21 protein-coding genes are annotated in these 22,266 nt (G+C 64.8%); 5 read left to right on the top strand and 16 right to left on the bottom strand.

Annotated elements, in window-relative coordinates; all coding sequences use genetic code 11:
• Positions 1 to 22: 22 nt before the first annotated feature.
• The 3 genes from H7A87_RS00105 to H7A87_RS00095 form a co-directional block, all read right to left on the bottom strand.
• Positions 23 to 1,009 carry a D-2-hydroxyacid dehydrogenase family protein gene (locus H7A87_RS00105; protein WP_115675510.1) on the bottom strand — a complete coding sequence of 329 codons (987 nt, stop codon included), beginning with the start codon at positions 1,007 to 1,009 and terminating at the stop codon, positions 23 to 25.
• The gene (locus H7A87_RS00100) at positions 1,009 to 1,329 is read right to left on the bottom strand and encodes a DUF1820 family protein (RefSeq protein WP_016901574.1); all 321 of its coding nucleotides are present in this window, start codon (positions 1,327 to 1,329) and stop codon (positions 1,009 to 1,011) included. Before H7A87_RS00100 ends, H7A87_RS00105 begins: the two co-directional genes overlap by 1 nt.
• 83 nt (positions 1,330 to 1,412) lie before the next feature.
• Positions 1,413 to 2,105, bottom strand: coding sequence for a rhomboid family intramembrane serine protease (locus tag H7A87_RS00095; RefSeq protein ID WP_003482177.1), 693 nt, complete (start codon positions 2,103 to 2,105; stop codon positions 1,413 to 1,415).
• A 217-nt stretch (positions 2,106 to 2,322) separates the two neighbouring features.
• Here H7A87_RS00095 and H7A87_RS00090 point away from each other — a divergent pair, with 217 nt between their 5' ends.
• Together H7A87_RS00090 and H7A87_RS00085 are read left to right on the top strand one after the other, a co-directional pair.
• Positions 2,323 to 3,663, top strand: coding sequence for an outer membrane protein transport protein (locus H7A87_RS00090; protein WP_104586250.1), 1,341 nt, complete (start codon positions 2,323 to 2,325; stop codon positions 3,661 to 3,663).
• 305 nt (positions 3,664 to 3,968) lie between these two features.
• Positions 3,969 to 4,670 carry a 2OG-Fe(II) oxygenase gene (locus H7A87_RS00085; RefSeq protein ID WP_115676440.1) on the top strand — a complete coding sequence of 234 codons (702 nt, stop codon included), beginning with the start codon at positions 3,969 to 3,971 and terminating at the stop codon, positions 4,668 to 4,670.
• A gap of 97 nt (positions 4,671 to 4,767) precedes the next feature.
• On the opposite strand, the gene H7A87_RS00080 is transcribed toward H7A87_RS00085, so the two are convergent.
• Positions 4,768 to 5,862 carry a PA0069 family radical SAM protein gene (locus H7A87_RS00080; RefSeq protein WP_119127927.1) on the bottom strand — a complete coding sequence of 365 codons (1,095 nt, stop codon included), beginning with the start codon at positions 5,860 to 5,862 and terminating at the stop codon, positions 4,768 to 4,770.
• Between the two features lie 136 nt (positions 5,863 to 5,998).
• On the opposite strand from H7A87_RS00080, the gene cls reads away from it, so the two are divergent.
• From cls to H7A87_RS00065, 3 genes are all read left to right on the top strand, one after another.
• Positions 5,999 to 7,459: a cardiolipin synthase gene (gene cls, locus H7A87_RS00075; RefSeq protein WP_119127173.1), complete on the top strand. Its 1,461-nt coding sequence runs from the start codon at positions 5,999 to 6,001 to the stop codon at positions 7,457 to 7,459.
• A 74-nt stretch (positions 7,460 to 7,533) separates the two neighbouring features.
• Complete coding sequence (locus H7A87_RS00070; RefSeq protein ID WP_119127172.1) at positions 7,534 to 7,803, top strand: hypothetical protein; 270 nt, start codon at positions 7,534 to 7,536, stop codon at positions 7,801 to 7,803.
• A gap of 10 nt (positions 7,804 to 7,813) precedes the next feature.
• Complete coding sequence (locus H7A87_RS00065; RefSeq protein WP_115676437.1) at positions 7,814 to 8,581, top strand: pyridoxine 5'-phosphate synthase; 768 nt, start codon at positions 7,814 to 7,816, stop codon at positions 8,579 to 8,581.
• Positions 8,582 to 8,708: 127 nt separating this feature from the next.
• Here H7A87_RS00065 and H7A87_RS00060 read toward each other — a convergent pair whose 3' ends face one another.
• The 12 genes from H7A87_RS00060 to dnaA form a co-directional block, all read right to left on the bottom strand.
• Complete coding sequence (locus H7A87_RS00060; RefSeq protein ID WP_147421048.1) at positions 8,709 to 8,987, bottom strand: biopolymer transporter ExbD; 279 nt, start codon at positions 8,985 to 8,987, stop codon at positions 8,709 to 8,711.
• 147 nt (positions 8,988 to 9,134) lie between these two features.
• The gene (locus H7A87_RS00055) at positions 9,135 to 9,545 is read right to left on the bottom strand and encodes a biopolymer transporter ExbD (protein ID WP_011035269.1); all 411 of its coding nucleotides are present in this window, start codon (positions 9,543 to 9,545) and stop codon (positions 9,135 to 9,137) included.
• Between the two features lie 3 nt (positions 9,546 to 9,548).
• Complete coding sequence (locus H7A87_RS00050; protein WP_011035268.1) at positions 9,549 to 9,971, bottom strand: biopolymer transporter ExbD; 423 nt, start codon at positions 9,969 to 9,971, stop codon at positions 9,549 to 9,551.
• Between the two features lie 45 nt (positions 9,972 to 10,016).
• Positions 10,017 to 10,778, bottom strand: a complete 762-nt coding sequence (exbB, locus tag H7A87_RS00045) for a TonB-system energizer ExbB (protein ID WP_005912445.1) — start codon at positions 10,776 to 10,778, stop codon at positions 10,017 to 10,019.
• An 85-nt stretch (positions 10,779 to 10,863) separates the two neighbouring features.
• The gene (locus H7A87_RS00040) at positions 10,864 to 11,421 is read right to left on the bottom strand and encodes an energy transducer TonB (protein WP_180496974.1); all 558 of its coding nucleotides are present in this window, start codon (positions 11,419 to 11,421) and stop codon (positions 10,864 to 10,866) included.
• A gap of 267 nt (positions 11,422 to 11,688) precedes the next feature.
• Positions 11,689 to 12,885, bottom strand: coding sequence for a tetratricopeptide repeat protein (locus H7A87_RS00035; RefSeq protein WP_104586347.1), 1,197 nt, complete (start codon positions 12,883 to 12,885; stop codon positions 11,689 to 11,691).
• Positions 12,886 to 13,037: 152 nt separating this feature from the next.
• Positions 13,038 to 13,844 carry a M48 family metallopeptidase gene (locus H7A87_RS00030; protein WP_104586348.1) on the bottom strand — a complete coding sequence of 269 codons (807 nt, stop codon included), beginning with the start codon at positions 13,842 to 13,844 and terminating at the stop codon, positions 13,038 to 13,040.
• A 62-nt stretch (positions 13,845 to 13,906) separates the two neighbouring features.
• Positions 13,907 to 14,743, bottom strand: a complete 837-nt coding sequence (locus H7A87_RS00025) for a CPBP family intramembrane glutamic endopeptidase (protein ID WP_119127170.1) — start codon at positions 14,741 to 14,743, stop codon at positions 13,907 to 13,909.
• A 67-nt stretch (positions 14,744 to 14,810) separates the two neighbouring features.
• Positions 14,811 to 17,255, bottom strand: coding sequence for a DNA topoisomerase (ATP-hydrolyzing) subunit B (gyrB, locus tag H7A87_RS00020; protein ID WP_119127169.1), 2,445 nt, complete (start codon positions 17,253 to 17,255; stop codon positions 14,811 to 14,813).
• A gap of 114 nt (positions 17,256 to 17,369) precedes the next feature.
• Positions 17,370 to 18,476 carry a DNA replication/repair protein RecF gene (gene recF, locus H7A87_RS00015; protein WP_119127168.1) on the bottom strand — a complete coding sequence of 369 codons (1,107 nt, stop codon included), beginning with the start codon at positions 18,474 to 18,476 and terminating at the stop codon, positions 17,370 to 17,372.
• Positions 18,477 to 19,560: 1,084 nt separating this feature from the next.
• Positions 19,561 to 20,661, bottom strand: a complete 1,101-nt coding sequence (gene dnaN / locus H7A87_RS00010; RefSeq protein WP_104650390.1) for a DNA polymerase III subunit beta — start codon at positions 20,659 to 20,661, stop codon at positions 19,561 to 19,563.
• A gap of 276 nt (positions 20,662 to 20,937) precedes the next feature.
• The gene (gene dnaA, locus H7A87_RS00005; RefSeq protein WP_016901843.1) at positions 20,938 to 22,266 is read right to left on the bottom strand and encodes a chromosomal replication initiator protein DnaA; all 1,329 of its coding nucleotides are present in this window, start codon (positions 22,264 to 22,266) and stop codon (positions 20,938 to 20,940) included.

Raw genomic sequence — 22,266 nt, 5'->3', positions numbered from 1 at the left:
CGATCACCACGTCAAACCAGCGTTACCGCGCTACCGCCAGCGCCTCGGGATTGACCAGATTGCGCGGCGTCCCTGCGGCAAATGCCAGCACGTTGTCGAACGCCGCCTCGAAGTACAGCGCATAGCTGTCGCTTTCCACATAGCCCAGATGCGGCGTCGCCAGCACGCGCGGATGCTGCAGCAACGGATCACGCGCATCCAGCACCGGTTCGCGCTCGAACACATCCACCGCCGCCTGCGCCGGCCGGCCCGCATCCAGCGCGGCCAGCAAGGCGCCGGGCGCGATCAGCTCGGCGCGGCTGGTGTTGACCAGCAACGCATCCGGGCGCATCCGCGCCAGATCCTGCGCACCGACCTGGTGGCGGGTTTGCGCCGTCAGGCGCCGATGCAGCGACAGCACATCGCTGCGTTCGAACAGTTCCTCGCGGCTGCCGGCGATGGCGAAGCCGTCGCGCGCGGCCTGTGCGCACGAGGCGTCGCCGCCCCAGACCAGCACCTGCATGCCGAACGCACGCCCGAAGCCGGCCACGCGCTGGCCGATCCGCCCATAACTCCAGATCCCCAGGGTGCGCCCGTGCACTCCGCGTCCCAGGCCGGGATCGCCCAGCGCCTGCCAGCGGCCCTGGTGCAACGCGCGCTGGTACTCGCTCAGGCGCCGGCTGGCCGACAGGATCAGGGCCCAGGTCAGTTCGGCCGGCGCCACCGGCGAGCCGACGCCTTCGGCCACCGCCACCCCGAACTCGGTGCACGCGGCCACGTCCACGTGCGCGCCGATGCGGCCGGTCTGGCTGATCAACTTCAGGCGCGGCAGTCGCCGCAACAGCGTGGCGTCCACGCGGGTGCGCTCGCGGATCAGCACCAGCGCATCGGCTTCGACCAGCCGCTCGGCCCATTCGTTGGGATCGGTGGCCAGCGCGCCCAGCACCTGCACATCGTGGCCGTGCAGGCGCTGCAGGCAGGGCAGGTGACGCACGGCGCCCTGGTAATCGTCGGGCACCAGGATGCGCATCAGCGCGGCTTGGTCGGCAACGGGAACGGCGTGACCACCTTGTCGCCGGTGGTGGCGTCGCGGATCACCGACTGGCCCTTCTTCTCGACTTCCTCGATGCGCACGATGCTCTGCATCGGCAGGTGCAGCGTCTTGGTGTTGCCGAACTCTTCGCGCAGGCGCTCTTCGGTGGGATCGACCACCAGCCCGTCGTGCACGTCGAACACCAGCTCGCCGATCTGGTTGAATCCCCACAGATGGCTGCCGGTGACCTGGCGGGCGTAGAGCTCGTAGACCTTGCCGTGATTGAGGAAGGTGACTTTGTACAGAGGCTTGGACATGCGGCGATTATAGGCGCGCCACTACGCAGCGCGCGGCCCGCGCAGCGCTGCGCCCGGGGGCGCCTTGCCCCGTTGGCGCCACGCTAGAAGCCGTGGCGCTTGCGCAGCCGCCGCGCGATCGCCGCGCGCACGTACAGCCCGTAGACGATGCCGAACACGAACCCGGCGATATGCGCCGACCACGCCACCATGCCGAAGGCCGGGCCGATGTAGGCGAACACCACCTGCAACAGCGCCCAGGCGCCGATCAGCAACGGCGCCGGCACGCGGATGAATTCCAGAAACACCCCCAGCGGCAGCACCACGCCCAGCTTGGCGCCGGGAAACAGCGCCAGATAGGTGCCGATCAATGCCGACACCGCGCCGGAGGCACCGATGATCACCCGGTCCGGCGTGCCGATCGCGAAGATCGCCGCCAGGTTGGAGGCCGCGCCGCCGACCAGGAACAGCAACAACAGGCGCCATGGCCCGAGAATGCGCTCGGCCGGCAGCCCGAAGATCAGCAGAAACACCAGGTTGCCGAGCAGGTGCGACCAGTCGGCGTGCAGGAACAACGCGGTGAACAGCCGCAGCACGCTGCCGTCTCGCAGCGTCGCCCACCAGTCGCCCAGGTTGGACACGCCACTGGACAGCGCGCCCCAGTCCAGCCACAGCGTGTTGCGCGCCTCGCCGGGCCGGCTGATCGACCACAGATAGGCCAGCCAGACGGTGGCGAACAGCAACGGCACCGCCCAGCGCGGGGTGGGTTTCTTGCGGGAGGGGAGGGAGACGAACATCGGAGTGGCACTCTAGCGGGTTCACGCTCCTGAACCCACCCCTAACCTGTCCGGCCGATCAATAGGCGCTTCGTTATTGTTCGGTTAATTGTCGTGGGTATACTGCGTACGGCGTCGTATGTCGGGGGGGGGTCTCCGGCGCGCTCCAGCAGCCACTTGGCGCTGGGCGCGGGCGCTGTACCGACCACTGCAGTCTTTATCCGGAGAGCACCATCTTATGTCTACCGCTTCCACTCTCAGCCGCGCCACCCTGTTGGCCGTCGGTATCGCCGGCGTATTGGCCGTTGGCCAGGCCCATGGCGCCGCCTTCCAGCTGAAGGAAAACAGCGCCAAGGGTCTTGGCCGCGCCTTCGCAGGTTCCGGCAGCGCCCCGGACGATGCCTCGATCATCGCCAACAACCCGGCCGGCATGCGCCAGCTGGACGGTCGCCTGTTCCAGGCCGACGTCAGCGCCATCAGCTTCTCGGCCAAGTTCCAGCCCGACACCGCCACCTACGCCAATGGCGCCCCGGTCTCCGGCGGCAATGGCGGCGATGCCGGCATGATCGCGCCGGTCCCGGCGATGTACTTCCATGTGCCGTTCGGCGAGAACGACAACATGCACCTGGGTACCTCGCTGACCGTGCCGTTCGGCTTCAAGACCGAATACGACAGCAACTGGGTCGGCCGTTACCACGGCACCAAGACCGAGCTGCAGGCGATCGATTTCAACGTCGCGTTCTCCTACGACGTGAACCCGTACGTGTCCTTCGGTGCGTCGGTGTTCGCCGAGCGCCTGGATATCGAACTGCGCAACGCAGTGGACGCCGGTTCGATCCTGGCGCGCTCGCGGGTGCCGGGTTTCGCACCGGGCAATGCCGATGGCGCGCTGAAGATGAAGGGCCACAGCACCGAAGTGGGCTTCACCCTCGGCGGCCTGTTCAGTATCGATGAGAACACCCACATCGGTTTCAGCTACCGCTCGGAAGTGGAGCACAAGATCACCGGCGCGGACGTCGATTTCACCATGCCCGGCGGCGCCGCTGCGGTCTTCGCAAATGCAGCACCAGGCACCTTCATCGACACCAGCGGCCGTGCAACCGTGAAGTTGCCGGCCAGTGCCACGGCCAGCTTCACCCACAACGTGAACGAGCAGTGGTCGATCATGGCCGACGTCACGCGCACCGCCTGGAGCAAGTTCGACCAGGTCACGCTGGACTTCGCCTCCAACCAGCCCAACACCGTGCTGGACTTCTCCTACCGCGACACCACCTTCGCCTCGATCGGTGCCGATTACCGCATGAGCGAGACGCTGACCCTGCGTGGCGGCCTGGCCTACGACCAGACCCCGACCACTGCCGAGCACCGCGACGTGCGCGTGCCGGATGCGAGCCGCAAGTGGGTCTCGCTGGGTCTGAGCTGGCGTCCGTCGCAGCAGGCCGAATACAACTTCGGTTACACCCACCTGTTCACCAGCGACCCGACCAGCGACACCGTCAGCGCCACCGGCGACCGTCTGGCGGGCAGCTACAAGGTGAAGGGCGACGTGCTGGCCGCTTCGGTCAACTACAAGTTCTGATCGTCGTAGCACCACGCGTGTAACGAAAAACCCCGCTTCGGCGGGGTTTTTCGTTACTGCCTTGCGCACGCCGCCACCTGCGTTGCAGGCCGGCGGCTGAGTGCGGCTGCGCACGTTCCTCCAGCGCCATCGCAGCGGCGTACTGGCTGGCATGGCGCGCATAGGCGGGCCGAGGCACTGTCTTTGTGGGCGGCGCAACGCCGAGGCATGCGGTGGCGATGCCTCATGGCAACGCGTTGACTGAGGCCGTCTACGCCGCCGGGCGCGCCGTGCAGGCGGCAGCGTGGATTGCTATGGTCGTGCGCATGGACCAACCCGACTTCATTCAGATCACCGACGACGCCATCTCGCGCGAGGATTGCGCCGCCATCGTGCAGCGCATGCGCGCCAGCCAGCAGCTGCAACCGGGGCGCGTGGGCAGCGGCGTGTTTCCCGAACTCAAGCACAGCCGCGACCTGCGCATCAGCGGCGTGGCCGAATGGGCTGCGGTGGAAAACCGCCTGCAACAGGCCGTGTTCGAAGGCGTGCTGACCTACCTGCGGCAGTATCCACAAGCCCTGATTTCACCGCTGATGCTGCAGGTCACCACCGCCGACGGCAGCCCGCACCGGCTGGTGGCCGAGGACATCGTGCAGATGAGCGACCAGGCGTTGGGCGACCTGGCCCGCACCTGCCTGCGCCCGGGCGCGATCAACCTGCAGTGGTACACCGCCGACCAGGGCGGCTACCCGTACTGGCATTGCGAACTGTATCCACGCGATGCCAGCGCCGACACGCTGCACCGCCATCTGCTGTGGACGCTGTACCTCAACGAGGAGTTCGAACAGGGCGAAACCGAATTCCTGTTCCAGCAGCGCAAGGCCCGCCCGCGCACCGGCAGCCTGCTGATCGCCCCCACTGCCTTCACCCACACCCACCGCGGCAACCGCCCGGTCGGCGGCGACAAGTTCATTGCCACCAGCTGGATCCTGTTCCAGTCGGCAAGCGCCTTGTACGGCGGGGAATAGGGAATCGGGAGTAGGGAATCGCAACGGCAACAGCAATTCGCAACAGCGCGGCTCTTGCTGTTCCGATTCCCGATTCTCCATTCCCGACTTCGCGCCCCTAGAACAGACTGCCTTGCGGCGATTGCGGTACCGGCTTGGCCGGTGGAGCAGGGCGCCGGAACTTGCCGGTGTCCAACGCCGGCATGGTGCGGGCGTCGAAACCGCTGCGGCGGTGGGCCAGGGCGAAGCGGCGTGCCAGCAACTCCGCGTACACGCCTTGGCCGCGCATGCGTGCGCCGAAGGCGCTGTCGTAGTCCTTGCCGCCGCGCAGTTGCTGGATCGTGCTCATCACATGCGCGGCGCGTTGCGGGTGATGGGTCTGCAACCAGTCGCGGAACAGCGGCGCCACTTCGTGTGGCAGCCGCAGCAGCACGTAGCCGGCACTGTGCGCGCCGGCATCGGACGCGGCCTGCAGGATCGCCTCCAGCTCATGGTCGTTGATCCACGGGATCACCGGCGCGGCCATCACCCCGACCGGCACGCCGGCCTCGTGCAGTGCCCGCATCGCGCGCAGGCGGGCATGCGGTGCGGACGCACGCGGTTCCAGCCTGGCCGACAGATGCGGGTCCAGCGTGGTCACCGAAAAATGCACGTTGACCAGGCCCTCGCGTGCCAGCGGTGCGAGCAGATCCAGATCGCGCGTGACCAACGCATTCTTGGTGATCAGCGTGAACGGGTGCCGGGTCTCCCACAGCACCTCGATCAGGCGCCGCGTCAGTGCGCGTTTGCGCTCGATCGGCTGATACGCATCGGTGTTGATGCCCAGCGCGATCGGGCTGGGCACATAGCCCGGGCGCGACAGTTCGCGCCGCAGCAGCTCCGGCGCATTGGTCTTGGCGAACAGCTTGGTCTCGAAATCCAGCCCGGGCGACAGGTTGAGATAGGCATGCGAGGGACGCGCAAAGCAGTAACTGCAGCCATGCTCGCAGCCACGATACGGATTGACCGATTGCGAGAAGCCGATGTCCGGCGATTGATTGCGGCTGATGATGCTGCGCGCGGTTTCCTCGGTGACCTGCGTGCGTAACGCCGGCGCGGCGAACTCCTCGCTGTCGTCGGCGTACCAGCCATCGTCCACTGCCTGCTGGGTGGTGGTTTCGAAGCGTCCGGGGAGGTGGCCGGTCGCACCGCGGCCCTTGATCGCAGTTGCCATCGCGCCATCGTACGGCCGGCAGGTCTCAGGCAATGCGACCACGCGCAGCGCCACGATGAAGCTTTCAGGCCCGGCGCGGCGATCGTGTTGGTCGCCCGGTCATCGCAGCGGCGCGTGCGGCCCGTAGAATCCGCGCATGCTCGCATCCGTACAGGGCGCGTGGGATCGGCTGGCCACCGTCCCCCACCTCGAAGCGCTACTCCTGGCCGCCTATGTGCTGTATCTGCTGTGGATCGCCAGCTGGATCGTGCTGCAGAAGCGCGAGCCGGTGGCCACGCTCAGCTGGGTGCTGTCGCTGGCCGCGCTGCCGTACCTGGGCCTGCTGATCTACTACTGGCTCGGCCCGCAGAAGGTCAAACGCCAGCGGCTGCGGCGCGGCCGCTCGCGCTCGGGCATGGAGAGCTATAGCAGCGTCTGCCCGCCGGACGCAGACTGCACCGAGCTGGCCAAGATCGCCCAGTCCACCACCGGCCTGGCCCCCAGCAGCGCCACCGAGGTGCACTGGCTGGTGGATGGCGCGGCAACCTATGCGGCCATCATCGAGGCCATCCGCGGCGCGCGCGACCACATCCATCTGGAGTACTACATCTTCCAGCCCGACCAGAGCGGCACCGCGATCTGCGATGCGCTGATGGAGCGCGCACGCGCCGGCGTCAAGGTGCGCCTGCTGATGGATGCGGTGGGCTCGTCGGCAATGACCCGGCGCAGCCTGCGGACGCTGCGTGCGGCCGGCGTGGAGACCGCCTGGTTCCATCCGTCCCAGTTGCTCAAGCCGTTCAAGCGGCCGTGGCTGAACCTGCGTACCCACCGCAAGGTGGTCGTGGTCGACGGCAGGGTCGGCTTCACCGGCGGCATCAACGTCACCGACGAAGAGAACGAGCAGGTCCGCAGCGATGCCTATCGCGACCTGCACGTGCGCCTGCAGGGCCACGTGGTGCGCAGCCTGCAGCTGGTGTTCCTGGAAGACTGGCTCTACGCCACCGGGCAGGGCCGCGCCGCCTTCCACGGCCAGCAGCTCTGGCCCGAGGGCGTGCCAAGCCGCGCGCAGGGCGATGTCGACGCGCAGGTGCTGATCTCCGGGCCGGATTCCTCGTGGGAGTCCATCCACCGGCTGATGGTCGCTGCGATTCACGAAGCCCGGCATCGGGTCTGGCTGGTCACGCCGTACTTCGTTCCCGGCGAGGCCGCGCGCATGGCGCTGACCTCGGCCGCATTGGGTGGCCTGGACGTGCGCCTGCTGGTGCCGCGCGTCAGCGATTCGCGTCTGGTCACCTACGCGGCGCGTTCGTATTTCGACGAGCTGCTCGAGGCCGGCGTGCGCATCTACGAATATGGCCCACGCATGCTGCACACCAAGGCGCTGCTGGCCGACGACGACGTCTGCATCGTCGGCAGCGCCAATTTCGACAGCCGCAGCTTTCGCCTGAACTTCGAGCTGTCGATGCTGTTCCGCGACCAGGCGGTCGCGGCCGAACTGGCCGGTTTGATCGACGCCGACCTGCAGCACGCGCAGGAAGTGCGCTTTGTCCGCCATCGACCGTTGTGGCGCTCGCGGCTGCCCGAAGCCTGCGCACGGCTGCTGTCCCCGCTGCTGTGACCCGCACCCCCGCGCCCACGTGGAACCGTGCCGGGCGCGGCGCTACACTGCCGCCACTGATCGGGGAGCTCGTCATGCACTGGCTGTTTCTGCTTATGGCGTTGGGTGCGCTGGTGCTGGCCTTCAGCACGCCGCACGTGTGGTTGCTGGTGGCTTCGCTGCTGGTGGCACTGCTGTTGCTGTTGCTGTGGACGCGCGGTTGGTTCGCCTCGCGCATGGGCGATACCCAGCGCGACACCAGCAGCCTGATCGACCCGGCCGAGCTGCGCCGCCTGCGCGAGATCGCCGAAGCCCGCAAGGCCGCCGCACTCGACGCCACCCGTGATGGCGAGCCGCAGGCCTGAGACCGACGCAGTGACCACCCAGCTCAGCGTCAACGTCAACAAGATCGCGGTGTTGCGCAATTCCCGCGGCGGCCACGATCCGGATGTGGTGCAGGCCGCCCGCACCTGCATTGCCGCCGGCGCGCATGGCATCACCGTGCACCCGCGCCCGGACCAGCGGCATATCCGCGCCGATGATGTGCTGGCACTGAGCGCGCTGACGCGCGAGCACGGCGTCGAATTCAATATCGAAGGCAACCCGTTTGCGCCACCGCGCGACGGTTATCCAGGTCTGCTGGCGTTATGTCGTGCCACGCGGCCCGAGCAGGTCACCCTGGTACCGGATGGCGATGGACAACTGACGTCCGACCACGGGTTCGATTTTGCGCAGGACACCACCCAACTCGCCGCGCTGATTGCCTCGTTCAAGGCAATCGGCGCGCGCGTCAGCCTGTTTGTCGATGCAGGCAATCCCGATATTGCGCAAGCGGCGGTACTGGGTGCAAACCGTATCGAGTTGTACACCGGCCCCTATGCGCAGGCGCATCTGAGCGGCCAGCCAAGTGCTGCATTCAAGCTGTTTTCCGACGCTGCACAACGCGCAGCCGCGGCAGGTCTTGGCGTCAATGCCGGTCATGATCTGTCGCAGGCCAATCTCGGTGACTTTCTCGGCGCCGTCCCGGGCGTGCTGGAAGTCTCGATCGGCCATGCATTGATCAGCGAGGCCTTGTATCAAGGCCTGGATGTGACGGTACGCGCCTATCTGGGGATACTGCGCGGCGCATCGATCGACGCTTGAGATAATCAAGCGGAGTATATAAATGTGCAGCGTCGTTACCAGGCAGTGTATCGGAGCAGGTTTTCTGCCCCGATGCGATGGTTATCGATGACTTTCATCTGGTTTACCAGGTGAGTTAATCGCGTATTTACTGCAAAAAACCGATGCTATCCACCTGCGTATTCCTGGCCGCATCCAGCGCCTTGGCCATCACCGCGTGTTTGCCATCCGCACTGGCGGCGATGCGCAGCTGCGGCTGATGGCCGCTTGCCTGGCGCATCTGTTCGATCAACCTGTGCTGGAATTCCTGCAGCGTGACCGGGCTGGCATTCCGGAACACCTGGCCGCTGGCGTCCACCCACAACGCGATCGGTGCAGGCGGTTCGGACCCGTGAAAGCGCTTGCTGGTTGCGTTGTGGCAGAGCAACTGCGATTAACCGCGCACGACGGTGACGATGAAAATGAAGATGATCAACAACACAGCACTGTCGCCTGATCGAGCATAAAAAAACGCCACCGTTTCCGGTGGCGTTGCAGTCGCGTCATGACTGTTGTGTTGCGGTGTTGCGATGTCTTACTGCATGAAGCCGATTTTCTTCATCTGCGAGTTCTTCGCCGCAGCGAGCACCTTGGCCATCACCTCGTACTCCGCATCTTCATTGGCATCGATGCGCAGCTCCGGCTGATTGGTCGGATCGGCCTGCACCACTTCTTCCATCTTCTGCTGCAACTGCGCGACCGGGGTCGGGCTGTTGTTCCAGAACACCTGGTTGCTGGCGTCGATACGCAACTCGATCGGCGGCGGCGGTTCGGTCGTCTGCGGTGGCGGGTTGAGCACCCGTTGCGGCAGATCCACGGCGATCGGGTAGGTCATGATCGGCGCGGTCACGATGAAGATGATCAGCAGCACCAACATCACGTCCACCAGGGGCGTGACGTTGATGTCGGCCATTGGGCCACGGTTTCCACCGGTACTGAATGCCATGGCTTACTGCCCCTTCTCTTTGGTTGCGACGAAGCCGACGTCCAACATGCCCTGACCCTGCGCGATCTTGGTGATCTCGTTGATCGTACGCATCTTGGTCGTGCGGTCGCCACGCAAGTTGAGCGGCGGCTGCGGTGTCTGCTGTGCGGCGGTGGACAGGCGCGATTCCAGGGCTTCCTTGGAAATCGGCTCGTCGTTCCAGTACAGCGACCCGTCTTCCTTGACGGCCAGGGTGATCGGCGCGGCGCGTTTCTCCGCATCTTCCTTCTGGATCAGGTTGGCCTCTGGCAGCTCCACCTTGACCTTATGGGACATCAGCGGTGCCGTAATGATGAAGATGATCAGCAGCACCAACATCACGTCCACGAGGGGCGTCACGTTGATGTCGGCCATCGGGCCACCGCTGTTTCCACTACTGAAGGCCATAACGGGCTCCGTCTAAATCGTTGCGAAGTCGTTCTTTACTACGGATTAGCGAACGCGCGAACCAGTGGCGAAGAAGTCGTGCAGGTCGTGGGCAAAGGTGTCGAACTTGGCGATCACCGAGCTGTTGACCTTGGAGAAGAAGTTGAACGCGAACACGGCCGGGATGGCGACGAACAGACCGATCGCGGTCATGATCAGCGCTTCACCCACCGGGCCGGCAACGGCGTCGATGGAGGCCGAACCGGTTGCACCGATCTTGATCAGCGCGCCGTAGATGCCCCACACGGTACCGAGCAGACCGACGAACGGCGCGGTCGCACCGACGGTGGCCAGCAGGGTCATGCCGGACTGCAGCTTGGTGCTTTCGCGGGTCACGGCCTGACGCAGGGCGCGATCGACGAATTCCGAACGGCTCAGGCTCTCGCCCAGGCCACCGGTGCTGCCTTCGGCACGCTGGTGGTGAGCAGCAGCCTGCGCTGCATCCAGTGCGATCTTGGAGAACGGCTCGGAAGCCGGCTGCTCTTCCATGGCGCGGATGGCGTCCTGTGCATTCGGGGCATCCCAGAACGCGGTGGTGACGCGGTCGGCCGCGCTCTTCAGACGGGTAGCACGGAAGATGTTGATGACGGTCCAGTACCAGGAGGCAGCGGACATGGCGATCAGGGTGATCAGGACGACCCAGGACACGGCGAAATCGCCGGGGCTGGAGGTCATTTCGGTGATCAAGTGCTCGAAGCCCATCTGCGACAGAGCGGCCGACGGATTGGAGCCCCCTGCAGCGGCGGCGATAAAGAATTCCTGCAGCATGACGCTTACCTTTGTTGTGTGTGGTGATGAAGGGTGGAGCGAAAGGAAGACAGGATCCTGGGCCGGCCGTGGCCGGCCCGTGGGATCAGTTCAGAGCAAAGTTGACCGGGACGCGGACACGTCCGGCGGCTTTCTGCCCGTTGACAGTGGAGGCGTTGAACTTCCACTTGCGTGCTGCGTCCATCGCGGCACGGTCAAGGTCGCGGTTGCGGCTGGACTTTTCGACCGACACGTTGGTCACGTTGCCGCTGGCATCCACATCCACGATCAGGATGACCTCGCCTTGGACACCGGCCCGGAATGCAGCCGGCGGGTACTTCGGCGGGTTCATGTTCTTGGACGAGATATCGACACTGGCGCCGATGTCACTCGGTGGAGCCGGTGGAGCCGGCGGCGCCGGTGGCGTGACGATATCGCTGGGACGCGGTTCGGGAACATCGACGACCGGTGCTTCCGGCGGCGGCGGAACCGGTGACGGCTTCGGCGGCGACAGATTCTTGACCGGCGGTGGCGGCTTGTCTTCCGGCGGCGGCGGCGGCGGCGGCGGCGGGGGAGGAGGCGGTGCATCCACCAAGGTGACCATGGTGGTGCGCTCCTTCTCTGCCGGAGCCTTCGGCGCCACTGCAGGGATCAGCAACATCATCAGTGCAGTGAGGTGCAGGGCAATTACAAAAGCAATGCCGATAATGCGGGCCCAGCTCAGACCCTGGTTCCCGGCATCATAGTCATGCCTGTGGATAACGAGTTGTTCCGTCATGCGCCAATGGCTCTTTCAGTGGGGGCCCCGGATCACTGTGATGATCCCCAGGTTTTCGGACGGCTTTGACACCGCAGGAACCCCCAAGCTTATACCAATCCCGAGTCCTGTAACCACTAAAAACACAGGGATTTCGGGGGTTTATTTTCTTTTTTACTTCAGATTGATGATCTTCTTGGCGTCATCAGGTTTTTTGACACCCTTGGCGATTGCCTGCTGCGCGGCCTGCTTGGCCTCCGGGATGCGACCTTCCGAATGCAGCACCTTGGCCAGATTCAGATAGGTCTCGCCGTCCTTGGAAAGCGGTGCGGCCTTTTGCCAATTCTCGATCGCCTTGGGCACATCTTCGCTGTAGTAATACGACTGTGCCAGCGCAAGGTATGTCTGATAATCGGGTTTAAGGATGCCTTTTTGCATACCTTCATTGATGACCGCGATGACGTCCTTTTCCTTGTTCTCGGTGTTGGCGTAGATGGAATACAACTGCTTGTACTCCTTTTCTTCGGTCAACTGCCCGGCCGCGCGCAGCTTGTCCATCACTGCGGCAGCCTTGTCCATCTGATCGGCCTGCATATACATGCTGGCCAGGTTGAGCTGGGCCTTCTTGTCGTTCGGCGTCTTGGCGGCGAGCGCTTCGGCAGCGGCCACCGCTTCGCCGGTCTGGCCGGCTTCGGCATAGGCCGCCATCAGCAACTGGTTCCAGGTGTCCTTCGGCTCGGGCGAGGCGGCGATGGCCTGCTTCAGCACCGGAATGGCTTCCTTGTAGCGCTCTGCCTGGTACAGCGCCTGCCCCTTGAGGATCAGATCTTCCGGGCGCTGCGACTTGCTCTCTTCCAGATACTTGTCCAGCGTTGCCAGGCCTTCGGCCTGCTGATCGTCCTGCATCTGCAACTGCGCCAACATCAGCATCGACTGGAACTGGCCGTTGTTGTCCAGCGCATTGAGGCCGATGGCCTGCTGCAGATACGTCTTGGCAGCGGCGGTGTCGTCCATGTTGTACGCCGCCTGGGCGGCCAGCTGCGCCGCCAGCGCCTTGTCGGCTTCGTTGGCCGAGCCATTGGCCAAGATCTCATCGGCCTGGGTACGCACGGCCGGGAAGTCTTCGCCCTTGTTGAAGGTTTCGATCAGCTTCTGCAGCTTGCTGCCCAGCTTGGACGAGGGCTTGATCGTCGGCGCGGCGCGGGTGGACTGCGGATACAACTCTTCGGCCTTGCCGCTGCCCTTGGACTTGCGGCTGGCGCGCTCGGACGAACGATCCGACTGCGCGACCGCATCGGCGACGACAGCCCCGCCCAGCGACGCGGCGATGAACAGGGACAACAGGGCTTGCTTGCGGTTGAGCAGTTTCATGTTTCACCTCGGACGAGCCGCCGTCGGGCGGTACGAAAAGCGGAATAAACGCTGTACGAAAAATCTGAGCCGGCAAAGTTAGCAGAAAGTCTCAGTTCCCGAAAACGGTTTCCATGCTGTGTTGCGACATTCGGTACGTAAGCTCTGCACGATCAGCCGCAGCGCGGCACGCGTCCGTCCTGTCGCGCTTGCTGGTAAACCGGTTCGAGTTGACCGACGTCTGCCTGCAATTCGCGGATGCGATTGGCCGGGTCGGGGTGGGTGGACAGCCACTGCGGCTGGCGGTTGCCGCTGGCGGCCATCATGTTCTGCCACAGCGTCACCGCCTGGGCAGGATCGAAGCCGGCCTGGGCCATCAGGCGCTGGCCGACCACGTCGGCCTCGCTCTCCTGGGTCCGTGAGCCCGGCAGCAAAAACACGGTCTGGGCGGTCATTCCGCCGACCTGGTTGACGGCACTGGCCGCACCGTCGCCATAGGCCGCACCGGCCAGCGCACCGATGATGCCCAGGCCGGTCTGCGCACCAAGCTGACGGGTGATGCGTTCTTCATGATGGCGCGAGATCACATGCCCGATCTCGTGCCCGAGCACGGCAGCCAGCTGATCCTGGGTCTTGGCGACGGTGAAGATGCCGGTGTTCACGCCGACCTTGCCACCGGGCAGCGCGAAGGCATTGGCTTCGTCATCGACAAACAACGCGGTTTCCCAACGGGTCTCGCGCCACTGCGGCGGCAGCTGCGCGACCAGCGCATTGACCACGCACTGCACGTAGGCGTTCTGCTTGCCGTCGGTGCTGACTTTTTCCTTGGCCTTGGTCTGGGCGAAGGACTCTGCGCCAAGCTTGTCGAGCTGGTCCTGGGTGACGCCTCCCACCACCTGTCGGCGGCCGGTCGGCGAGGTTGTGGTGGCACATGCCGTCAATGCAAAGACGGCGACAACGATCAACAGCCTGGCTTTCATTCAGTCCCCCTTGAACCCTGGGGGCATTTTGGCAGGCTCGTCTTAACTTTTCGTCAAACGGCTCAGCCGAGGCCAAAAAAGTACAGCGCCGCCAGGGCGGTGGCGTTGTTGACGCCATGCGCCACGATCGGTGCCCACAACGTGCCGGTGCGCCAATACAGCCATGCAAACGCCGCGCCCATGCTGCCGTAGACCAGCCACAGTTGCGCGATGGCGGCCGGGCCGTTGCCGCTGACGCCGGGCACCTCGTGCACCAGCGCAAAGATCGCGCTGCTCAGCACGATGCCCAGCCACGGCCGGCCGGCGGCAAGCAGGCGGCCGAACAGCACGCGTCGGAACAGCAGTTCTTCGTACGCCGGGGCGATGGCCACGGCAAACACCACCAGCGCCAGCGGCCACTGCTTGATGGCTTCTTCCATCAGCGGCAGGTTGGTCGGCACCGGCTTGATGCCCAGCGCGGACGCCGCGACGCTGACCAGATTGCTGAGCAGGAACACGCCAACCGCGATCAGCGCGGTCCAGCCCCAGGTCGAGGCACGCCTGGTGGCGGCCCGCGAAGCCCTGCGTTCGTCTGCGGTCGCACGGCGGCGCCAGTAGTACAGCAGCAGGGCCGGCGAGGCCGTGCTGACCAGCGCGGTGAGCAGTTGCACCAGCACGCCGGGTTGGCCGATCGTGGCCATGATCTGGGTCGGGGAGGGCGTCAGGCCCTGCGCCTTGGCGGCCTGCACGGCGCTGACGCCGCGAAACACGCCCCAGAGCGCGAAACCGGCCACGCTCAGCAACAACAGCAGGCCGGTGGCGATCAGTACATCGATGCCGAAGCCGAGCAAGGGCGGAAGCAGCGGGGCATTGCCGGCAACCGGCCTCGCTGCCGGCCTCGGTGGAGGATCTGTGAGCATCGTCGTCCTGAAAAAACCGCAAACGCCGGCGCATCACCTGCGCGATGTGCCGGCGGGCGACGGTGGCTCAGATGTCCAGGTTGGACACCTTCAGCGCGTTGTCCTCGATGAAGTCGCGGCGTGGCTCGACCACATCGCCCATCAAGGTGCTGAAGATCTGATCGGCGGCCACGGCATCTTCGATACGAACCTGCAACAGGCGACGCGTATCCGGGTTGACCGTGGTCTCCCACAGCTGCTCGGCGTTCATTTCGCCCAGGCCCTTGAAGCGCTGCACCTGGCGGCCCCGCTTGGCCTCTTCCAGCAGCCAGGCATGCGCCTGTGCAAAGCTGGTGATCGGGTGGGTCTTGTTGCCGCGCACGATCTGCGCGCCTTCGCGGACCAGGTCGTGCAGGGCCAGCGAGACCTCGCGCAGCGGACGCAGCTCGCCACTTTCGAACGCGCCCATCGGCAGCACCTGGGTGAATTCCTCGCCCATGTGCCTGCGCACCGCCACCAGCGACGCCGAGGCGCTGTCGGTGGCCGGGTCGAAACGCAGCTGGTAGCGCGCCGTGCCCAGGGTGCCGCGGTTGAGCACCGCCTGCAGTGCATCCAGGGTGGGATGCGCGTCGCCTTCGGCCTGCAGCTGGTCCACGTCCAGCGGCGGCAGGTCGATCAGCGCGGTAAGCAGCGCCGGGTCGTAGCGGTGCGCATTGCGCGCGATCGCCTCGTTGGCGCTGGTGAACAGCATCAACAGCTTTTCCAGCGCTTCGCCGGTGATCGGCGGCTCGTCGGTGGCGGGGATCAGCGCCGCGCCTTCGACCGCATTGCTGGCCAGATAGGCATTGAGCGCCGCATCGTCCTTGAGATACAGCTCGCTCTTGCCCTGCTTGAGCTTGTACAGCGGCGGCAGGCCGATGTAGATGTAGCCGCGCTCGATCAGCTCCGGCATCTGCCGGTAGAAGAACGTCAGCAACAGGGTGCGGATGTGCGAGCCGTCGACGTCGGCGTCGGTCATCAGGATGATGCGGTGGTAGCGCAGCTTGTCCGGGTTGTACTCGTCGCGGCCGATGCCGGTGCCCAGCGCGGTGATCAGCGTGCCGACCTGGTCGGACGCCAGCATGCGGTCGAAACGCGCACGCTCGACGTTGAGGATCTTGCCGCGCAGCGGCAGCACCGCCTGGTTCTTGCGGTTGCGGCCCTGCTTGGCCGAGCCACCTGCCGAGTCACCCTCGACGATGAACAGTTCGGACAGCGCGGGATCTTTTTCCTGGCAGTCGGCCAGCTTGCCGGGCAGGCCGGCAATGTCCAGCGCTCCCTTGCGGCGGGTCAGGTCACGCGCCTTGCGCGCGGCTTCGCGCGCACGTGCGGCGTCGACGATCTTGCCGGTGATGGCCTTGGCTTCGTTCGGGTTCTCCTGCAGGAACTCCTGCAGGCGCGCACCGAAGGCGTTTTCCACTGCCGGACGCACATCCGAGCTGACCAGCTTTTCCTTGGTCTGCGAGGAGAAACTGGGGTCGGGCACCTTGACCGACAGCACCGCGATCATGCCTTCGCGCATGTCGTCGCCGGTCAGCGCCACCTTGGCCTGCTTGGCGATGCCGTTCTGCTCGATGTAGTTGCTGAGCACCCGCGTCAGCGCGGCCCGGAAGCCGGCCAGGTGGGTACCGCCATCCTTCTGCGGGATGTTGTTGGTGAAGCAGTACATGGTTTCCTGGTAGGCGTCGGTCCATTGCAGGGCCACGTCCACCACGATGCCGTTGTGCTCGCCGGTCACCGAGATCACATTCGGGTGCAGCGGTGACTTGAGCTGGGCCAGATGCTCGACGAAGCTGCGGATGCCGCCTTCGTAGTGAAAGTCGTCGCGACGGCCTTCGCCACGCTCGTCGATCAGCGCGATCTTGACGCCGGAATTGAGGAACGACAGCTCACGCAGGCGGCGCGCCAGGATGTCGTAATGGAACTCGACATCGCTGAAGATCGCCACCGCCGGCTTGAAACGCAGTGTGGTGCCGCGCTTGGTCGAGGCTTCCAGCTGCTTGAGCGGGTACTGCGGCTCACCCAGCGCGTATTCCTGCTGGTAGTGGAAGCCGTCGCGCCAGATGTCCAGCCACAGGTGCTCGGACAGCGCGTTGACCACCGACACGCCCACGCCATGCAGGCCGCCGGACACCTTGTAGCTGTTGTCGTCGAACTTGCCGCCGGCGTGCAGCACGGTGAGGATCACCTCGGCCGCAGAGACGCCTTCTTCCTTGTGGATGTCGACCGGCACGCCGCGGCCGTTGTCGGACACCGCGACCGATCCATCGACCAGGATCCTGACCACGATGTCGTCGGCATGGCCGGCCAGGGCTTCGTCGACCGAGTTGTCGACCACCTCGAACACCATGTGATGCAGGCCGGTGCCGTCATGGACATCGCCGATGTACATGCCAGGGCGCTTGCGGACGGCTTCCAGGCCACGCAGCACGGTGATCTTGCTGGAGTCGTAGGTGCCGTTGGGAGTAGGCGAGGTGTTTTGTTCGTCGGTCATGCGTGTGCCGTTAGCTCCACAACACGGGCGCAGGCGGCAGGAGCCGCATCGCACCGTGGGAAAAGGGGGATAGCCCGGAAATTATACCAGTCGGCCCACCTGCGCCGCGGATGGCTATGCCGCGGGCCTCAGCACGGCGACATTGCCATGTTCCACGTGGAACTGGTGCAGCAGCTTTCCGGAGTCGAGCAGGCCGGGCGGCACTTCGGTGGCGGTGATCAGCACCTGGGCCGGTGCGGAGGCCAAGCGGTGCAGCACGCGCGCCTGGTGGTGGCGATCCAGCTCCGAACCCAGGTCGTCCAATGCAATCACCGGCCATTCGCCACGCTCATGTGCGAAGTCTTCGGCCTGCGCCAGCAGGCAGGCGAGGGCGGTGAGCTTTGCCTGGCCACGTGAGAGCGCATCCTTGCCCGGGAGCGCGTCGAAGACAGGTGCCCAATCGGCGCGGTGCGGCCCCTGCGAGGTGTAGCCGTTCTGACGGTCACGCTCGCGTGCCAGGAGCAGCGCATCGGCAAGCGAGACCTCATGACGTTTCCAGCCCGGCACGAATGTCAGCGCGGACAATCCCAGCGACGGGGCGATGGCAGCGGCGACCGGAATCAACCGTTCCTGCAGCCGCTCAAGGTAGCGAAGGCGACGCGATGTCAGCGTTTCGCCGGATTCGGCAAGTTCGTGATCCCAGGCATCGAGCATCCGCGGCTGTGCGCCCTGCTTGAGCAAGGCATTGCGCTGCTTGAGCGCCCGCGCATAGCGCCGCCATAGCGCCAGGAAGTCAGGTTCCACGTGGAACAGGCCCCAATCCAGGAACCGCCGCCGCGGTTCACCGCCACCACTGATCAACACATGGCTCCCGGGCTCGAAGGTCACCACAGCCAGCGCGGCACATAGGGCGCCGAGCTGTGCGACATCCTCTCCGTCCAACCGGCCGGCCCATTCCTGCCCGCTATGGCGCAGACCTGCCCGACGCGTGCGTTCGCCTGTCTCGGCCGTGCCCTCGTGCCACTCAACGAAGACTTCCAGATCGCTGGCGCCTTGCTGGATCAGTCCATCGCGCACGCGGCCACGAAAGCTGCGGCCGTAGGCCATCAGGTGCAGTGCTTCCAGCACGCTGGTCTTGCCTGCACCGTTATCGCCGGTCAGTAGGTTCAAGGAACGGGCGGGGTGAAGGTCGACGGTCGCGAAACGACGAAGTCGATGGATGGACAACCGCACTACGTGCATCGATCGGTGTGCTCTGCGCTGTGATCCGGCATCCGGGTCGGAGCGGAGGATACGTGATCGATGCGGATCCTGCGCGTGGCCACGTGAAGCGACCCACGGACAAGCAGGGGACAAGCTGTGGATAAAAAGCAGGCCTGAGGAGCGCCGCATGCTTATCCACAGGTTGCTGACCCTTCAACAGGCGTCTAGACACAGGGTTTCGAGGCAATAAAATCCTTTCAAAACATGGAGATAAGCTAGTTTCTGGCGAAATCTGGCCCTACCATCACCACCAAGCTCTTAAATTATTTATAGATTTAAAAGCAAAGTTTGATGTGCATAAGTCAAAAACGGGCCAAGGAAACACATCAACCGGGCGCTGCCGAGCAGTTGAGTCTGGAGCAGCAAATCTTGGACTCAGATGAAGTCGTTCAGGCCAATCGAGCCTTGCATGATGTCGATTGGGGCACCGAAGAAGCGCCCCGACTAAAAAGGTCAATCTCGCCGCCAGGTGCGACGCACGGTATCGCCAATCCTTGAAGGGCGACGACCTGGGTCAGGTCAACTCTGGGGGGATACCGACAGCATGCCAGGGGACTAGCCTGCTCTAAAACCGGCGGGTGGTCCAACCCAGGCCCGTAGCGTTCACAACAATGCGGGAAACAGGACAGCTCGCTGCCTGTCGCAAGAATGTGCGCAGCACTGCACGCGGATCGTCCCGACGTCCACATCGATGACAGCGGCAGAATAGCTGACGATCGTGGCCTGCGAATGCCTGGCGCGCTCTAGCGGTCGTGGCTTCACGGAGGCGAGCCGACTCGCGCGTCCCCTTCGACCCTGATCGCCGGAAGCGGCGTGTCCATCGAGCCTCGCCTGGCCAACTGTCTGGCGATCGGCTCCGGCAACGTCGTGCAACCACTCAGCACGCCATAGCAGTCGCTTCAGGGCAACGTGCCGAGGCAGCGAAGCAGGCAATGCCGCTCCTGCGCAGCCCGTGATTGCCAGCGCCTCGAAAGCTTGACGCAGCAAGAGAGTCGCCCTCTCGCTGCACAAACAAAAAGCCCGGCAATCGCCGGGCTTCTCGTGTTCCACGTGGAACGCAACGTCAAAGACGCAGCGGCATCACCACATGGCGCGACTTCTCGCTGCTGGCTTCCCGCACCAGTGCCGACGAATTCGCATCGCGCAGCTGGATGACCACGTGCTCATCGCGCAATGCCGACAGCGCATCCAGCAAGTAGTTCACGTTGAAGCCGATGGCCAGGTCATCGACCTTGGTGTCGGCCTCGATCTCTTCCTGTGCTTCTTCCTGCTCGGGGTTATGTGCGCTGATCTTCAGCTGGCCCGGCGAGACTTCCACGCGCACCCCGCGGTATTTCTCGTTCGACAGGATCGCCGCACGCTGCAGCGACGCACGCAGTGCCTCACGGTCCACCTTGACCTCGCGGTCGGCGCCGATGGGAATCACTGCCTCGTAATCCGGGAAGCGGCCATCGATCAGCTTGGAGGTGAAGGTCACATCGCCACGCTTGACGCGGATATGGCTGCGACCCACTTCCAGTTCCACGTCACGATCTGCCGCTTCCAGCAGGCGCAGCAGTTCCGTCACGCCCTTGCGGGGCACGATGATCTGGCGCTTGGCGCCGCCGGACTTCTCCAGTTCGGTCTCGCACAGCGCCAGGCGGTGGCCGTCGGTCGCAACGCAACGTAGCAGGCCCTCGCGCAGGTCGAACAGCAAGCCGTTGAGGTAGTAGCGCACGTCCTGCTGGGCCATGGCGAACGCAGTGCGCTCGATCAGCTCCTTCAACGCCGCTTCCGGCACTGCGACGCGCTCGGTGGCTTCGACTTCGTCCACCGACGGGAAATCGTTGGCAGGCAGTGTGGCCAGGGTGAAACGGCTACGCCCGGCCTGCACCGTGACCTTGTCGCCGGTCTGCGAAATGGTGACGCGGCTGCCGTCGGGCAGGGCGCGCAGGATGTCGAACAACTTGCGGGCCGGAATCGTGGTTTCGCCGTCCTGCGCGTCTTCCACCATCGTGCGCGAGATCATTTCCACTTCCAGGTCGGTACCGGTCAACGAGACCTGTCCGTCCTTGACCTGCACCAGCAGATTGGCCAGAACCGGCAGGGTTTGACGGCGTTCGACCACATTGACCACCTGGGCCAACGGTTTGAGGAAGGCTTCGCGCTGCAGTGTAAAACGCATGTGGTTCCGTGCCCCTATGCTTTAAAAGATGTGGAATAAATCAAAAGCTTGGTGGTGATGGTAGGGCCGTTTTCAGCGGATAACCACCGTAAATCTTTGTTTCCAAAGAAATTTTCACGCCTGAAAGTCGTTGGACTAGTGCCCCTGGTCTAGCGGTAAAACCTGTGGATAGTTTTCCGCCCGACCTGCGAGGCAACGTTATCCACAGATTCTCCCGCATTTGACCCCAACGTTTCCACGCTTTTCTCCACGCGGACCGTCAGGGCCGTCCCCGGCCTACTCGCTGAGCTTGCGGATCAGCTTTTCCCAGTCCTCGCGCAGCTTGCCGTCGGCCTCCATCAGCGTGCGGATCTGCCGGCAGGCATGCAGCACGGTGGTGTGGTCGCGGCCGGCGAAGGCGTCGCCGATCTCCGGCAGGCTGTGTTCGGTCAGTTCCTTGGCCAGCGCCATCGCCACCTGGCGCGGACGCGCCAGCGAGCGGGTGCGTCGCTTGGAGAGCAGATCCTTCATCTGCAGGCCGTAGTAGTCCGCCACGGTCTTCTGGATGTTGGGGATGCCGATCGCCTGCTGCTGGGCGCGCAACAGGTCGCGCAGCGTCTCCTGGGCAAATTCCACCGTGATCGAGCGGCCGGTGAAGTTGGCGCGTGCCACCAGGGTGTTGAGCGCGCCTTCCAGGTCGCGCACGTTGGAGCGCATCTTCTTGGCGATCAAAAACGCCACGTCGTCCGGAATCTCGGCACCGCGCTCGCGCGCCTTGGCCAGCACGATCGCCGCACGGGTCTCGAAATCCGGCGGGTCGATCGCCACCGACAGGCCCCAGGCCAGGCGCGACTTCAGCCGCGGTTCCAGGCCTTCGACCTCGCGCGGGTAGCGGTCGCAGGTCAGGATGATCTGCTGGCGACCATCGAACAGCGCGTTGAAGGTGTGGAAGAACTCCTCCTGCGTGCGGTCCTTGCCGGCAAAGAACTGGATGTCGTCGATCAGCAGCGCATCGATCTGCTGGAACTGGCGCTTGAACTGGTCCATCGCCTTGTCCTGCAGTGCCCGGATCATCGCGCTGAAGAACTGTTCCGAGCGCAGATACATCACCTTGGCGGCCGGGTTGGCCTGGCGCAGCGCATTGCCGGCGGCAAACATCAGGTGGGTCTTGCCCAGGCCGGTGCTGCCGTACAGCAGCAGCGGGTTGTGGGCGCGGTCGCCGGGCTTTTGCGCGGCCTGGATCGCGGCCGCCAGCCCGAGCTGATTGCTGCGGCCCTCGACGAAGTTGGCGAAGGTGTAGTGCGAATCCAGATTGCCGGCGAACGGCACGATCGGCGCGGCAACCGGGGCGCTGGGCGCGGCCATCGGTGCCGGCTGTGGCTCCGGCGCGCGTGGGCGCGAGCCGACCGCCAGCGCTACTTCACCGTTGCCGACGAAGTACGCCACCAGTTCGCGGATGCGCGGCAGGTAACGCTCGCGGACCTGGTCGACGATGAAGGCGTTGGGCGCATACAGCACGATGCTGTCGCCGCGGTCTTCGGCTTGCAGGGGTTTCAACCAGGTATGGACGTCTTCGGGCGGGAATTCGGCTTCGAGACGTTCCAGACAGCGGGGCCAAGCATCCAT

Origin of the sequence: Xanthomonas sp. CPBF 426 (assembly GCF_903989465.1) — a bacterium.
Taxonomy (GTDB): Bacteria; Pseudomonadota; Gammaproteobacteria; order Xanthomonadales; family Xanthomonadaceae; genus Xanthomonas; species Xanthomonas euroxanthea.
This window is presented reverse-complemented; position numbering and strand designations above follow the sequence as displayed.

Bases quoted from the DNA above. Each gene is read 5' to 3' on its own strand.
- H7A87_RS00105 (WP_115675510.1), bottom strand. From the start codon at position 1,009: ATGCGCATCCTGGTGCCCGACGATTACCAGGGCGCCGTGCGTCACCTG.
- H7A87_RS00100 (WP_016901574.1), bottom strand. From the start codon at position 1,329: ATGTCCAAGCCTCTGTACAAAGTCACCTTCCTCAATCACGGCAAGGTC.
- H7A87_RS00095 (WP_003482177.1), bottom strand. From the start codon at position 2,105: ATGTTCGTCTCCCTCCCCTCCCGCAAGAAACCCACCCCGCGCTGGGCG.
- H7A87_RS00090 (WP_104586250.1), top strand. From the start codon at position 2,323: ATGTCTACCGCTTCCACTCTCAGCCGCGCCACCCTGTTGGCCGTCGGT.
- H7A87_RS00085 (WP_115676440.1), top strand. From the start codon at position 3,969: ATGGACCAACCCGACTTCATTCAGATCACCGACGACGCCATCTCGCGC.
- H7A87_RS00080 (WP_119127927.1), bottom strand. From the start codon at position 5,862: ATGGCAACTGCGATCAAGGGCCGCGGTGCGACCGGCCACCTCCCCGGA.
- cls (WP_119127173.1), top strand. From the start codon at position 5,999: ATGCTCGCATCCGTACAGGGCGCGTGGGATCGGCTGGCCACCGTCCCC.
- H7A87_RS00070 (WP_119127172.1), top strand. From the start codon at position 7,534: ATGCACTGGCTGTTTCTGCTTATGGCGTTGGGTGCGCTGGTGCTGGCC.
- H7A87_RS00055 (WP_011035269.1), bottom strand. From the start codon at position 9,545: ATGGCATTCAGTACCGGTGGAAACCGTGGCCCAATGGCCGACATCAAC.
- H7A87_RS00050 (WP_011035268.1), bottom strand. From the start codon at position 9,971: ATGGCCTTCAGTAGTGGAAACAGCGGTGGCCCGATGGCCGACATCAAC.
- exbB (WP_005912445.1), bottom strand. From the start codon at position 10,778: ATGCTGCAGGAATTCTTTATCGCCGCCGCTGCAGGGGGCTCCAATCCG.
- H7A87_RS00040 (WP_180496974.1), bottom strand. From the start codon at position 11,421: ATGATGTTGCTGATCCCTGCAGTGGCGCCGAAGGCTCCGGCAGAGAAG.
- H7A87_RS00035 (WP_104586347.1), bottom strand. From the start codon at position 12,885: ATGAAACTGCTCAACCGCAAGCAAGCCCTGTTGTCCCTGTTCATCGCC.
- H7A87_RS00030 (WP_104586348.1), bottom strand. From the start codon at position 13,844: ATGAAAGCCAGGCTGTTGATCGTTGTCGCCGTCTTTGCATTGACGGCA.
- H7A87_RS00025 (WP_119127170.1), bottom strand. From the start codon at position 14,743: ATGCTCACAGATCCTCCACCGAGGCCGGCAGCGAGGCCGGTTGCCGGC.
- gyrB (WP_119127169.1), bottom strand. From the start codon at position 17,255: ATGACCGACGAACAAAACACCTCGCCTACTCCCAACGGCACCTACGAC.
- recF (WP_119127168.1), bottom strand. From the start codon at position 18,476: ATGCACGTAGTGCGGTTGTCCATCCATCGACTTCGTCGTTTCGCGACC.
- dnaN (WP_104650390.1), bottom strand. From the start codon at position 20,661: ATGCGTTTTACACTGCAGCGCGAAGCCTTCCTCAAACCGTTGGCCCAG.
- dnaA (WP_016901843.1), bottom strand. From the start codon at position 22,266: ATGGATGCTTGGCCCCGCTGTCTGGAACGTCTCGAAGCCGAATTCCCG.